The sequence below is a fragment of the Bifidobacterium mellis genome, from assembly GCF_000967265.1.
Lineage (GTDB): Bacteria > Actinomycetota > Actinomycetes > Actinomycetales > Bifidobacteriaceae > Bombiscardovia > Bombiscardovia mellis.
Map to the genome: position 1 here is coordinate 277,378 of NZ_KQ033885.1, position 15,227 is coordinate 292,604.

Consider the following 15,227-nt stretch of genomic DNA (forward strand, 5'->3'; position numbering starts at 1 on the left):
TGGCTCGCCCTGTCCTCGCAAGGTCGGGCTAAGCTGGTCCGCATGAGATTCGTCGTGGGCATCTACCGATTGCTGATCGCCTTCTTCTGCCTGGGCGGCACCTTCGAGGCCTGGCTGCTGGGGATCGGCAACAAGTGGGTCTACTTTACCTTCCAGACCAATATCGCCCTGGGTCTGGTCATGCTCTGGGCCGGAGCGGCCACCCTGCTCAAGGGCATCCAGCCCCCCGCCTGGCTCAAAGGATGCCTGACGCTCTACATCGTCATCACCGGGCTGGTGGCCATCCTGGTTCTGGGGCTGAACAGCACGGACTACAAGCTGGTCCTGGGCATCAGGACCACATGGATGATTCACGTCATCAGCCCAATCATGGCAACGGTGGACTTCCTCTTGTTCGACCCTCATCGTCGCTTCCACTGGCACAATGTGCTGACCTGGCTGATCTATTTCCCCTTCTATGTAGCCTTCGTGCTGATCAGGGCCGCCATCTGGCCTCATTCGGGACCGCAGCAGGACGGTAACCCCTATCCCTATGCCTTCTTGGACCTCGGACAGCTGGGATGGGCCCAGCTGATGGTCAACCTGGCTCAATACCTGGTCGTTTTCTTCGCCCTGTCGCTGGTCATCTTCCTGATAGATCGCATCCTGCCAGCCAAGACACCACTGACCATTGATCGGTAGACGGCTGACGGAATAATGGGATCAGACCAGGGGAGCCTGGGCGGAACGGGAAAGGATCATCACTGATGGTTGCTATCAAGGACATGCTCCAGGAGGGTGCCGTGCTGCGGCCTGACGGCAGGGCGGCTGATGAGTTGCGGCCGGTCGTCATCACCAGGCATTGGACGGAGGCCCCCGAGGGATCGGTGCTGATCGAGTGCGGCAAGACCCGGGTCATGTGCACGGCCTCCTTCACGCCGACGCTGCCCCGTTGGCGCAAGGACTCCGGATTGGGTTGGGTCACTGCCGAGTATGCCATGCTTCCCAGGGCCACCAGTGACCGGACTGCACGCGAGTCTGTCCGGGGAAAGGTCGGCGGCCGCACCCAGGAGATCAGCCGGCTGATAGGCCGTTGCCTGCGCGGTGTGGTGGATATGAAGGCCCTGGGCGAGAATCAGATCCAGCTTGACTGCGATGTGCTTCAGGCCGACGGCGGCACCCGTACGGCCTCGGTCACCGGCGCCTATGTGGCCATGGTCGATGCCCTCCGATGGGCCCAGGACCACCATCACATCCGCAGTGCCGACAAGGTGACCAAGGATTGCGTCTCGGCCGTCTCGGTGGGCATCATCGATGGCAAGCCCATGCTCGACCTTCCTTATCTGGAGGACAGCAGGGCCATGACCGATATGAACGTGTCGATGACCGGAGCCGGCGATTTCATCGAGATACAGGGGACGGCGGAGCATCGCCCCTTCAGCCGTCAGGAGCTCGGCCTCTTGCTGGACCTGGCATCCAAGGGGAACAAGGAGCTTCAGGCCGCTCAGCGCAAGGCTCTGGCATCTGACTGACGCCCGGAGCGGGAATTTCAGCGAGGAGGATCGGTATGGGGCAGGCCAGAAAAGTGGTTGTGGCCACGCACAACGAGGGCAAACTCAGTGAGTTTCGTCGCATCCTCGGCGGTTTCCTGGCCGATGAGGGTCAGAGGATCGAGCTGGTTTCGGCCGGCCAGTTGGGCCTGCCCGATCCGGTAGAGACGGGCACCACTTTTCAGGAGAATGCACTTCTCAAGGCTGGGCAGGCCGCTCGGGAGTCAGGTCTGCCCGCGCTGGCGGACGACTCGGGGCTGGTCGTTGATGTGATGGGCGCTGCCCCGGGAATCCTTTCGGCACGGTGGAGCGGCCGCCACGGTGATGACCAGGCCAACTTGGAGCTCTTGCTGAACCAGCTGAACGACATTCCCGACGACCACAGAGGAGGGCGGTTTATCTGTGCTGCTGCCCTGGTCGTTCCGGATGTGCCGGGGTATGCCGTCCGGGGGTCTCAGGTGACCAGGGTCGGCGAGATGCCCGGAAGCATCATCCGCCAGGCGCGAGGGGACAATGGGTTCGGCTACGACCCGATCTTCGTGCCCCTTGATCAGCCTCGGCGCGCCAGCGGCCAGCAGCCGCTGACTTCGGCGGAAATGACCGCGGATGAAAAGAACGCCATTTCGCACAGGGGCAAGGCCCTGGAGGCCATCATGCCGATTCTCGTCAACTGGGTGCTGGGCGGCGGCCACCTTAAAGGCTGATAAATCCATATAGATTCCGTACGGTGAACGGTCGCGAAACATCAACGATCCTGTTCTGAGTACCGGTTGCACTTGAGCATGCAAGGAAACGCGAAGGTGCGATTTTTTTATCTCTATGATACAGTCTGCGGTATTGGGGACAACTTAAAAACAGAGCCGATCTGTTCTATCAGATGATTCCATCGGGATTTGGGGGTTTCGTATTGAAGCGATTGCAAGAACGGAACAATAAGGGATCACTGCATATGAACCGTTCGATCATCGCCATTCTGATAACCCTTCTGGCGACGCTGGCCATGGTTGTTCCGCTTGGGTTGAGCGCTCTTTCGGCCAGTCAGGCCAATGCCATCGATGGACAGGATGAAACGGCGAGCAGGAAGCCCCTGCTCTATAGGATGATGGCCTTCAACGACAGGATCGATACCTATCAGGATGAGCTGCGCATGGACTTCATCCTGCGGGTAAAACACAACGAGTTCAAGCCGGATTGTGTCGACCTTGGTAAGGCAGACACCGGTGGTAAGTCAAATTGCAATTTATCTTTTGTATATCAGTATGTTGGTTCTGATAACCCTGCAGATTATCATCGTGTAAAGTATATAAACACTATAACTCCAGATGATTATCTTGAAAATAACAAAACTGGGTATGCATATGATGGAGCTACAGCGTGGGCTGATAATCATCTGCAGCGCTTTACTGTTCATAAGGTAATCAATTCGGGTTTATACGACTACTTGACCATATCCATCGAAGGCGACATGAACATTGCGGATAAGTCTAAAGATCCCGCAAAGTTCGTGGCTGGTGGTCACCCTGAGCCCTTGAATGTCTTTGCTATCGTTGGTGATCAGAATACCGCCCTGTCTTGCGGTAGTTCTTCGTGGGCATGGGGTACCGAAACCTGCTCAACTTTCGATCCAGCCTCCATGAGTGATTTACAGGCTCAGGATAGATATTCAAATATCACCGAGAGTTTATCGAAGGATAAACAGATGAAAGTGTATATGGGTGACTGCTTGGGTAGCGGAGGAGACGACCTGCAATGCAGCGGCCCATATTCCTGGGTTGGGTGGGACAGCAACCCATATCTCTATCGAAACCATCAGGCTAATTGGGGTATGGTGACCGATTATGGTTTTCCGGCTTATAGCGATGGTACGGTTGGAAATATAAATGCCACAGCCCCAGGCACGGCCCCGGCACGGTCTTTCTTCGTGTATTGGATGAACTTGCGCGGTCCAGGCAACAAAACCAATGGCATATGTTCTGAGACCAGTTCCTATTACTATCAGTGGGTGGCTCTTAAGGACAGCCAGTGGGTGCCTGTTAAGGAACTGACTCCTGAGCCGGTCCTGGTGACAGGCCAGCAGCCGAGTCCCAACACTTTGACTACCACCTACGGACTGCAGGGCATGGTCAATACCAATGGCGCTTATAACGTTAATCCGACTGACCCAAAGTATGCGAATACCACCAACGTGCTTTTTGCGACTGATAAGGATGGCAATCCTATGCCTGCTCAGAAGGCTGATGGCGGGATTGATTTCAAGGAGGCCAAGGAGAAGCAGGATCTTGACGGCTATTTCAAGCTGGTGACCTGGCCTGACACCAGGAATTCTGATGGCACGGAATGTACAGCCGTCAGCCCTGAGGTGTACAGCCCCAAGAGCGCTGGTCTTGTGGGGATTGACGATAACATGTCCGCCGCGCAAAAGGATACGAATCTCTCTGCGGGTTGGACGATTGATACTGCTTTTTATAAGTATAATGTGCCGCGTCCTGATGATCCGACAATCACCAAGATCCAGAATGATGCGGATGCCGGCTTGGATGCTTCTGGGGGCGTGTATACGTCGAAGCTTGACCCGATAATCAGTGGTGAGTGCACGCCTTCCAAGGATGAGAAGCATCCCAATACGGTTGTTCTATATGGAGAGGATCCCACCAATCCGATTGCGGATGGGCAGGGCACAAATGGCGATGACTTGGTGAAAAGCTCGGACACGTGGGGGTTCAGGCTGGGGGAAGCTGTTTGCGAGACCGACACTGGCAGCAAGCAGGGAGGGTCCTGGTGGATACAGGACACCAATAAGCGGTATCCGTCGCCGGACCCCGGCAACAAGTACAACGGCTACAGGCGTTATCACGCCTGGGTGGTTGAGTCCACGTCAGGGTTCGGCTTGACCTCCTACTTCTCGAATGTCGGCACGGCTTATTTCGTCTCGGGAGAAAACGTCCCGGATGCGAGCAAGTTCTCGGTGACAGTGCCCCATACGGTCAACGGGAGCCTGCCGACAGGTTCGGTGGTCACGTTCAAGGGTGAGGTGTCGCCTGTGTATACGGCCTGGTCCTCGGGGAAGTTGGGGATGACTGATTCGAGGATGGTCGTTTCGATGAAGCAGAATGCTGCCTCGGATTGGATGCCCCTGTTGACCACTCCGGCCAACACCTTCCAGAGGGATGCGGCGGTCGGCACTGCTCCTTCCGTCACTGACCCCACATCAGGTCTCACGCTGAACCTGACCAAGACGGCGGCTTCCACCTGGTCCTGGTCGCTGAACATCCCTGCTGACAAGTTCACCGGTTACAACGGTGACGACGAAACGCAGACCTATACTTTCCAGGTTGAGATGATCAACCCGATGAACCTCCGTTCGGGCCCGGCGTCCATCGAGCGGAAGATCGACATGACGCCCACCACGCTGACCATTGACCGCCATGACGTCTTCCAGGTGGCCGGCAGGGCCTACAAGTATGTGGACGGGGACAGGAAGATTCCTGAGACCAAAGGCACCCTGGTCCATATAACCTGGCCCGGCAAGACCAATAGCAGCACTGATGTCGCAGTGGGGGATCAGGGTTCGTGGCAGGCAACTCCGCCTGAGGGCGTCAATCAGGGGCAGTTCTCTGCTCAGGTGCTTTCGGATGATGCCGAGGGCTCTGACGCGCAGGGTCGGTTCCAGGGCGGGAACCAGTCAGCCTCGGTGTCGCATGAGCTGGACTTCCGGCCTTCGACCTCCTCCTTGCCGCTTACCGGGGGATGGCCGCTTTCCGTGCTCAGGATCCTGCTGCTGATAGCCCTAGGCCTGGTCGGCTTCGTGGCCTGCCTGAGGAACAGGCAGGAAAGCCGCCACTGACCTCGGTCGTATAAGACAGGGCCCGCCCTCATCTTTCCAATTTCATGGAGATGAGCGCGGGCCCTGTTTTTTTAATTCCCGTGTTGCTGCCGTTGCCAAGGCAGTGTTCGCCCCCAATCCAGACCGGTCGGAAGACGACAACATTTTGCCTCTCGCAGCTGGGTACTGGCCCTGCCGTGGTCAAGAACTTGAACGGACGCAAAACACCCCACCTGAATCCCAGATTATGCCCTTGACTTCTGTAGCCTTGGAAAGGCAAAGAAAATTTATATGCATTGTTGTGCTCTATGTGTAGTTGCCTTAATTGGGGGTAGGTCAAAAGCAGACTTGATTTGTTCTGGAGCATGATTTCATTGTGGTTTGGGGGGTATTGTATTGAAGCGTTTGCAGGAACGGGACGCTAATGGTCCACAGCGTGTGAGCCGTCCGATAATCGCCGTTCTGGTAACTCTTCTGGCGACGCTGGCCATGGTTGTTCCGCTTGGGCTGAGCGCCCTATCGGCCAATCAGGCCAATGCCATTGATGGGCAGGACGAAACAGCCAGCAGGAAGCCCAAACTCTATCGGATGTTGGGCTACAACAACAAGCTTGATTCCTATCAGGATGAGCTGCGCATGGACTTCATCCTGCGTGTGAAACACAACGAGTTTGACCCTTCTTGCGCCGACGCCACTTCTGGTGCCGATACCAAGGGCAATTGCAATCTGGCCTTTGTCTATCAGTACAAGGGGTCAGATGACACTTCCTTTTATCGCAGAATAAAGTATCTGAACACCATAGCCTCAGCATCATCCTCGGATCAGCCCTGGTCCGGAGCCTACAAGTGGGCGCAAAATCAAGATGAGTATTTCACCGTGCACACCATAATAAACTCCGGTTTATATGACTATCTGACCATTTCCATTGAGGGTGATCTGGCGCTGAAGAATTCTGCTGATGCGTCATATTACCAACCGGGTGGGGCCAACGAGCCGGTGAATATCTATGCAGTCGTTGGTAAACAGGACGATGCACTGTCCTGCCTTCGTCCTGGTAATTCGTGGAGCTGGAGCACCGGAATCGATAATTGTCGCAATTTTGACCCTGAAACCATGATCAATGCGCCGGACAGGGTATCCAACATTACTTCAACTTTAGCGGCGAACGACAAAAACTTCACTTTGTATATGCAAGAATGCCTGGGCACGGGCGCTGATCTTCAGTGCAGCGGCCCGTATTCTTGGGTTGGTTGGAACAGCAACCCAAATCTCTACGGAGGCAATCAGGCTAACTGGGGCATGGTGACGGATTACGGTTTTCCTGATTATAAGAGCAATGCTACTGGGCCAATCGCCGGCACTGCTCCGGGAACAGCTCCGGCACGGTCGTTCTTCGTGTACTGGCTCAATGTGCGCGGCAGCACTAGAGATAATCCTGATGGCATATGTTCTGAGACCAATTCCTATTATTATCAGTGGGTGGCTCTGAAGGATAGCGAGTGGGTGCCTGTTGATGAGCTGACTCCCGAGCCGGTCCTGGTGACAGGCCAGCAGCCGTCCCCCAATACGGTCACCACCACGACTGGCAAGGCGGCCCAAGTCAGCAAGTATTCCGCTTTCAATTTGCCCAAACAGCCCAGCAATCCCAATGAGATGTTTGCCACTGACAGGAACGGCCAGCCTATGCCTGCCCAGAAGGCTGATGGCGGGATTGATTTCAAGGAGGCCAAGGAGAAGCAGGATCTTGACGGCTATTTCAAGATGGTCACCTGGCCTGTCACCACGAATCGGGACGGCAACGCTTGTACCGTCAGTCCTGAAGTGTACAACCCTGATCAGAAAGGTCTCGTCGGTATACGTGACGGTATGAACAGCTCGGATATAGAACGGAATATTGCTGCGGGCTGGACGATCAATAGTGCCTTTTATAAGTATGATGTGCCTCGTCCTGATGATCCGACGATCACGAAGATTGAGAACGATGCCGGCAGCGCTCTGGATGCTTCGGGCAGTGTGTATACGTCGAAGCTTGATCCGGTGGTCAGTGGTGAGTGTACGCCTTCCAAGGATGCCGCGCGCCCCAACAAGGTTGTTCTCTACGGCGAGGACCCAGCCAATCCGATTGCGGAGGGGCAGGGCACGAATGGCGATGACCTGGTGAAGGGGACGGACACGTGGGGGTTCAGGCTGGGCGAGGCTGAGTGCCAGGTCGATCCCAAGAGCAAGCAGGGCGGTTCCTGGCGGATACAGGACACGAACAAGCTGTATCCGTCGCCGGATCCTGGCAACAAGTACAGCGGCTACAGGCGTTACCATGCCTGGGTGATCGAGTCCATCTCCGGATTCGGTTTGACCTCCTATTTCTCGAACATCGGGACGGCCTATTTCGTTTCGGGGGAGAACGTCCCGGATGCGAGCAAACTCTCGGTCACGGTGCCTCATACGGTCAACGGGAGCCTGCCCGCAGGTTCGGTGGTCACGTTCAAGGGTGAAGTGTCTCCTGTATATACTGCCTGGTCCTCAGGAGGGCTGGGGATGACGGATTCGAGCATGGCTGTTTCGATGAAGCAGAAGACTGCCTCGGACTGGACGCCCCTGCTGACCACTCCGGCCAGCACATTCCAGAGGGATGCAGCGGCCGGTACCACGTCTTCCGTCGCGGATTCCGCGACGGGCCTTACGCTGGGCTTGACCAAGACGGCGGCTTCCACCTGGTCTTGGACGCTGAACATCCCTGCTGACAGGTTCAGCGGCTACGACGGCAGCGACGAGACACAACTGTATGATTTCCGCGTTGAAATGGTCAACCCGATGAACCTCCGTTCGGGCCCGGCATCCATCGAGCGGAAGGTCGACATGACGCCCACCGCGTTGACCTTGGAGCGGTATGACGTCTTCCAGGTGGCGGGGAAAGCCTATAAGTATGTGGACGGGGACAGGAAGGTTCCCGAGACCAAAGGCACCCTGGTGCATGTGACCTGGCCCGGCGGCAGTGGTACGGATGTCGTCGTGGGGGACGAAGGTTCGTGGCAGGCGGTTCCTCCTGAGGGCATCAACCAGGGGCAGTTCTCTGCTCAGGTGCTTTCGGATGATGCTGAGGGTGCTGACGCGCAGGGCAGGTTCCAGGGCGGGAACCAGTCGGCCTCGGTGTCGCATGAGCTGGAGTTCCGTCCTTCCAACTCGGCTTTGCCTCTTACCGGGGGATGGCCGCTTTCCGTGCTCAGAATCCTGCTGCTGATATCTCTTGGCCTGGTGGGCTTCGTGGCCTGTTTGAGGAACAGGCAGGAAAGCCGGCACTGACCCCGGCAGCATCAGACAGGACCCGCCCCCGCCCCATGAAGTTGAGAGGATGAGTGGGGCCCTGCCGTTGCCAGTCACCCCCACCCCTAACTCAGACTGTTCTTAGTCAAGACTAAGGACGGTCGCGAAACACCCTATCTGAATCCCAGATCACGCTTTCAGTCTCGGTACTCTTAAAGCATGTAAAGGGGACAAGAAGATGCCATAAGTGAGGATGCGGTACTTGTGCTCCAGGGTTTCGTGGCCTGCACCGGGGACAGTCAAGCGTGCAGTCCATCTGATTCTGGAGATGGTTGCATTGAGGTGTGGGGGGTAACGTGTTGAACCGATTGCAAGAACGGGGCAATAAGGGTCCACGGCATGTGGATCGCCCTATAGTGGCTGTTTTGATAACCCTTTTGGCGACGTTGGCCATGGTTGTTCCGCTAGGGCTGAGTGCGCTTTCGGCCAATCAGGCCAATGCCATCGATGGGCAGGGCGGGACGGCCAGCAGGAAGCCTCTGCTCTATAAGATGTTGGCCTACAATGACAAGATTGATTCATACCAGGATGAACTGCGGATGGATTTTATCCTGCGCGTGAGACATAACGATTTCAATCCGCAATGCGTACCGATGCGTGATACTTCTCCTTATGATTCAGTAAAGTGCAATTTGTCTTTCGCATATCAGTTTGAAGGAGCGCAAAATCCGTCTCACTATCGCAGGATACGGTATCTGAATACTATTTCGACAAACCCTAACGACCCTACTGGCGGTGCTGAGCAATGGGCGGAAAACGAGGCCGAGTTCTTTACGGTTCATAAAGTAATCAACTCTGGTTTATATGACTTCCTCGCTGTATCCATAGAGGGTGATTTGTCCTATATGGATACTTCCAAGGATCCGAAATATTATGTCACCGGCGGTTATCCGGAACCTTTGAACGTCTACGCAATTGTTGGTCAGCAAAACAATACGCTGTCGTGTGGAAGTTCTCCATGGACTTCTCCATGGGACTACACTACGAATGACTGCACCTTCGATCCCAGCACTATCAGCAGTAACGTCCAAGACAGGGTTGCAAATATCACTGCAGACCAGGGCAGGGGCATCAAGCTGTATATGGGCAACTGCCTAGGTGATAGTCCCCATCCTCAGTGCAGCGGACCCGGTTCTTGGGTTGGCTGGGACGGTAATCCCCCTCTTTATGGTGGTCACCAGGCCAATTGGGGCATGGTAACGGATTATGGATTCCCTATAGGAGATAAGCCGGTTCCAGGAGTGGCACCCCCCAAATCCTTCTTTGTATACTGGTTCAATTTGCGTGGAAATAACAGCGCTGGTGGAATATGTTCCACGACCAACTCCTATTACTACCAATGGGTGGCGCAGAAGAATAGCCAATGGGTGCCTGTCGATGCGCTGACGCCTAAACCGGTGCTAGTAACTGGTCAGAAGCCAGCAGTAAACGGCTTGACCAGTTCCTGGGGTCTTCAATATCAGGTCAATGACAATACGGCATACAACGTCGATCCGACTGACCCCAAGTATGCGAATACCACCAACGTGCTTTTTGCGACTGATAAGGATGGCCAGCCTATGCCTGCTCAGAAGGCTGATGGCGGGATTGATTTCAAGGAGGCCAAGGAGAAGCAGGATCTTGACGGTTATTTCAAACTAGTTACTTGGCCTGTCACTACTAATGACGATGGCACCCAGTGCAAGCCGACGGCAAGCACTCCCGAAGTCACCACTAAAATATACGACCCGCAACAGGATGATCTTGTTGGGATAACAGACGATATGTCTACAGCCCAGAAAAATACGAATCTGGATGCAGGATGGGTTATCGATACTGCATTCTATAAGTATGATGTGCCTCGTCCCGACGATCCGACCATCACCAACATCCAGAATAATGCTGATGGCTCCTTGAATGCCTCGGGAAGCGTCTATACCGGCAAGCTTGATCCGGTGGTCAGCGGTGAGTGCACTCCCTCCAAAGACGACACGCATCCCAACACGGTTACTCTGTTCGGCGAGGATCCCGGCAATCCCTTCAAGGAGGGGCAGAGCAAGAGCAGCGACGACCTGGTGAAAAGCTCGGACTCCTGGGGGTTCAGGCTGGGCGAGGCTGTATGCAAGGTCGATCCCAAGAGCAAACAGGGAGGGTCCTGGCAGATACAGGACACCAATAAGCAGTATCCGTCGCCGGATCCCGGCAATAAGTACAACGGTTACAGGCGCTATCATGCCTGGGTGACCGAGTCCGCCTCCGGGTTCGGCCTGACCTCCTTCTTCTCGAACATAGGAACAGCCTATTTCGTCTCCAACGAGAATGCTCCGGATGGCAAGCTCTCCGTCACAGTGCCCCACACGAAAAACGGGATTCTGCCGGCAAACTCGGTCGTCACCTTCAAAGGCACTGTTTCGCCTATAAATATGGCCTGGTCCTCGGGTGGGCTGGGGATGACTGATTCCAGGCTGGCCATTTCCATGAAGCAGAATGCTGCCTCGGACTGGACGCCCCTGCTGACCACTCCGGCCAACACCTTCCAACGGGATGCGGCGGTCGGCACTGCTTCTTCCGCCGCGGATTCCGCCTCGGGACTCACGTTGAATCTCACGAAGACGGCGGCTTCCACCTGGTCCTGGACCTTGACCATATCGGCTGACAGATTCACCGGTTACAACGGCGACGACGAAACGCAAAAGTATACCTTCCAGGTCAAGATGATCAACCCTCTGAATGTCCCTTCGGACCCGGCTTCCATCAACCGGACGGTCGACATGACGCCGACCACGCTGACCTTGGAGCGGTACGATATCTTCCAGGTAGCAGGCAAGGCCTATAAGTATGTCAACGGAAACATCAGGGTTCCTGAGACCAAAGGGACTCTGGTCCATATAACCTGGCCCGGCAACAGCAGCACAGATGTCGCCGTGGGAGACCAGGGTTCATGGCAGGCGACTCCGCCTGAGGGGATAAACCAGGGAAAATTCACCGCTCAGGTTTCTTCCGATGATGCCGAAAGCGCTGATACTCAAAGCAGCAACTTCCGAGGTGGAAACGAGTCGGCTGCGGTGTCACACGCACTGGAATTCCGGCCCTCCACCTCATCCCTGCCCTTCGCCGGAGGATGGCCGCTTTCCGTGCTCAGGATCCTGCTGATGTTGATACTGGGTCTGGCTGGCTTTGTGGCCTGCCTGAGGAATAGGCAGGAGAGCCGATACTGATTTTCGGGCGGCATAAGGCAGGGCCTGTGCTCATCTCCGCGGAATTCGGGGGATGAGGGCAGGCCCTGCTTGTGTTTCCTGTGCGCGAGATGGGACTCGAGCCCAGACATCTGAAGGACAGCTGGCGGGAGAGCCGCTTGACAGCGTCGAACTGTCTGCCTTTCCATGACAAGGTGGCCTCCCCGTCCAATTAGACCAGCCAGATGAAGACCGTAAACGGTTGTGAAATGCCCTTCGTGAAACACCCTATGGGAATCCTGGATAATGCTTGCAATTCCAGTGCTCTTGGAGCATGTATGGAAAAGGCGAAGATGCTATTTTTTTATCTCTATGATAGAGTCGAAACAGTTGGGGACAAATTAAAAGCAAAGTAGAGCCGCTCTAAAGGATAATTGTATCTTGATTTGGGGGTATTGTATTGAAGCGATTGCAAGAACGGAGCGCCAAGGGTTCACAGCGTGTGAGCCGTCAGATCATCGCCGTTCTGGTAACCCTTCTGGCGACGCTGGCCATGGTTATTCCGCTTGGTCTGAGCGCCCTTTCGGCTAATCACGCCAATGCCATCGATGGACAGGACGAAACGGCCAGCAGAAAACCCCTGCTCTATAGGATGATGGCCTTCAACGACAGGATCGATGCCTACCAGGATGAGCTGCGCATGGACTTCATCCTGCGCGTGAAGCACAATGAATTTAAGCCGGATTGTGTCGGTGTTGGTGGGACTGACACCAAAAATCCGTCACAATGCAATTTATCTTTCATATATCAGTTTGTTGGTTCCGAAAACCCTGACTATTACAGGCGCGTGCGGTATATGAACACTATCACCCCGGATGATTACGTAGACAGCAATAAAAATGCCTACGCTTATGATGGTGCCTTAGCCTGGGCCAGGAACCAGGATGAGTTCTTCACCGTTCACAAGATCATCAATTCTGGTTTGTATGACTACCTGACCATTTCCATCGAAGGCGACATGAACATTAAGGATAAGTCTCCAGATCCCGCAAAATTTGTAGTTGGCGGTCACCCCGAGCCCTTGAATGTCTTTGCCATCGTTGGTGACCAGAATACCGCCCTGTCTTGTGGCAATTCTTCCTGGTCCTGGACTACCGATAACTGCACAAGCTTTGATCCGGCTTCCATGAGTGATTTACAGGCTCAGGATAGATATTCAAATATCACAGCGAGCATGTCCCAGGATAAACAGATGAAAGTGTATATGGGTTACTGCCTGGATAGCAAAGCGGATATGAAGTGCAGTGGCCCGTATTCCTGGGTCGGTTGGGACACCAACCCTAATCTCTATCAAAACAATCAGGCCAACTGGGGCATGGTGACGGATTATGGTTTCCCTGACTATAAGAGCAATGCTACTGGGCCAATCGCCGGCACTGCTCCGGGCACAGCTCCGGCGCGGTCTTTCTTCGTGTACTGGCTGAATCCGCGTGGCAGTACAAATGACAATCCTGATGGCATATGTTCTGAGACCAATTCCTACTATTACCAGTGGGTGGCTCTGAAGGATAGCGAGTGGGTGCCTGTCAATGAGCTGACCCCTGAGCCGATCCTGGTGACAGGCCAGCAGCCGTCCCCCAATACGGCGACTACCACGACCAGCAAGGCGTCCCAAGTCAGCAAGTATTCCGCTTTCAACGTGAGTCCGAAGGATCCTCAATATCTCGACAACCCCAACGTGCTTTTTGCCACTGACAAGGATGGCAATCCCATGCCTGCCCAGAAGGCTGATGGCGGGATTGATTTCAAGGAGGCCAAGGAGAAGCAGGATCTTGACGGCTATTTCAAGATGGTCACCTGGCCTGTCACCACGAATCGGGATGGCAGCGCTTGTACCGTCAGCCCTGAAGTGTACAACCCCAAGAGCGCTGGTCTTGTAGGGATAAACGATGGTATGTCCACCGTGGAGAAGGATACGAATATCTCTGCGGGATGGACAATCAATAGCGCGTTCTATAAGTATGACGTGCCTCGTCCTGATGATCCGACGATCACGAAGATTGAGAACGATGCCGGCAGCGCTCTGGATGCTTCTGGAAGCGTGTATACGACCAAGCTTGATCCGGTAATCAGCGGTGAGTGTACGCCTTCCAAGGATCCTGCGCGTCCCAACACGGTTGTTCTCTACGGCGAGGATCCCAATAATCCCATTGTGGAGGGGCAGGGCACGAATGGCGATGACCTGGTGAAAGGGACGGACACGTGGGGGTTCAGGCTGGGCGAGGCTGAGTGCCAGGTCGATCCCAAGAGCAAGCAGGGGGGTTCCTGGCGGATACAGGACACGAACAAGCTGTATCCGTCGCCGGATCCTGGCAACAAGTACAGCGGCTACAGGCGTTATCATGCCTGGGTGACTGAGTCTGTCTCCGGGTTCGGCCTGACCTCGTTCTTCTCGAATATTGGAACTGCCTATTTCGTTTCGGGAGAAAACGTCCCGGATGCCAGCAAGTTCTCGGTCACTGTGCCCCATACGGTCAACGGGAGCCTGCCGGCGGATTCGGTCGTTGTGTTCAAGGGTGAGGTGTCTCCTATATATACAGCCTGGTCCTCAGGAGGGCTGGGGATGGCTGATTCGAGGATGGTCGTTTCGATAAAGCAGAAGACCGCGTCGGATTGGACGCCTTTGCTGACCACTCCGGCCAACACCTTCCAGAGGGATGCGGCTGCCGGCACTGTTTCTTCCGCCGAAGATTCCGCGACAGGTCTCACGCTGGGCTTGACCAAGACGACGTCTTCCACCTGGTCCTGGTTGCTGAATATCCCAGCTGATAAGTTCACAGGCTACACAGGTGGTGACGAGACGCAGACGTACGCCTTCCAGGTTGAGATGATCAACCCGATGAACCTCCGTTCGGGCCCGGCATCCATCGAGCGGAAGATCGACATGACGCCCACCACGCTGACCATTGACCGCCATGACGTCTTCCAGGTGGCCGGCAGGGCCTACAAGTATGTGGACGGGGACAGGAAGATTCCTGAGACCAAGGGGACCATGGTGCATGTGACCTGGCCTGACAACACTGGCACGGATGTGGCTGTGGGGGACCAGGGCATTTGGCAGGCGGTCCCGCCTGAGGGAATGAAGCAGGGGGATGTCGCCGTCCAGGTGCTTTCGGATGATGCCGAGGGCCCTGACGCGCAGGGCCGGTTCCAGGGCGGGAACCAGTCGGCCTCGGTGTCGCAGGTGCTGGAGTTCCGGCCTTCGACCTCCTCCCTGCCGCTTACCGGCGGATGGCCGCTTTCCGTGCTCAGGATTCTGCTGCTGATAGCCCTAGGCCTGGTGGGCTTCGTGGCCTGCCTGAGGAACAAGCAGGAAAGCCGACGCTGATCCCCGCAACG

General features: G+C 55.5%; 7 protein-coding genes. All 7 read left to right on the forward strand.

Annotation, left to right across the window (positions count from 1 at the left end; translation table 11 throughout):
* Positions 1–42: 42 nt before the first annotated feature.
* Complete coding sequence (locus JF70_RS01630; RefSeq protein ID WP_045935051.1) at positions 43–681, forward strand: Pr6Pr family membrane protein; 639 nt, start codon at positions 43–45, stop codon at positions 679–681.
* Positions 682–746: 65 nt separating this feature from the next.
* On the forward strand, positions 747–1,511 hold the full coding sequence (gene rph, locus JF70_RS01635) for a ribonuclease PH (protein WP_045935052.1): 765 nt from the start codon (positions 747–749) through the stop codon (positions 1,509–1,511).
* 35 nt (positions 1,512–1,546) lie between these two features.
* Entirely contained in the window at positions 1,547–2,233 is a 687-nt protein-coding gene (gene rdgB / locus JF70_RS01640) for an RdgB/HAM1 family non-canonical purine NTP pyrophosphatase (RefSeq protein WP_045935053.1), read from the forward strand.
* Between the two features lie 173 nt (positions 2,234–2,406).
* Positions 2,407–5,373 (forward strand): hypothetical protein, encoded by a 2,967-nt coding sequence (locus tag JF70_RS08655; protein WP_082069328.1) that lies wholly within the window; start codon positions 2,407–2,409, stop codon positions 5,371–5,373.
* Between the two features lie 417 nt (positions 5,374–5,790).
* On the forward strand, positions 5,791–8,652 hold the full coding sequence (locus tag JF70_RS01655) for a hypothetical protein (protein ID WP_045935056.1): 2,862 nt from the start codon (positions 5,791–5,793) through the stop codon (positions 8,650–8,652).
* Positions 8,653–10,016: 1,364 nt separating this feature from the next.
* On the forward strand, positions 10,017–11,870 hold the full coding sequence (locus tag JF70_RS09145; RefSeq protein WP_231578795.1) for a hypothetical protein: 1,854 nt from the start codon (positions 10,017–10,019) through the stop codon (positions 11,868–11,870).
* 460 nt (positions 11,871–12,330) lie between these two features.
* Positions 12,331–15,216, forward strand: coding sequence for a hypothetical protein (locus tag JF70_RS01665; RefSeq protein ID WP_045935058.1), 2,886 nt, complete (start codon positions 12,331–12,333; stop codon positions 15,214–15,216).
* Positions 15,217–15,227: the final 11 nt, after the last annotated feature.

What these genes read in the sequence shown, in the direction of transcription:
- JF70_RS01630 (WP_045935051.1), top strand. Translation starts at nt 43, where the DNA reads ATGAGATTCGTCGTGGGCATCTACCGATTGCTGATCGCCTTCTTCTGC.
- rph (WP_045935052.1), top strand. Translation starts at nt 747, where the DNA reads ATGGTTGCTATCAAGGACATGCTCCAGGAGGGTGCCGTGCTGCGGCCT.
- rdgB (WP_045935053.1), top strand. Translation starts at nt 1,547, where the DNA reads ATGGGGCAGGCCAGAAAAGTGGTTGTGGCCACGCACAACGAGGGCAAA.
- JF70_RS08655 (WP_082069328.1), top strand. Translation starts at nt 2,407, where the DNA reads ATGATTCCATCGGGATTTGGGGGTTTCGTATTGAAGCGATTGCAAGAA.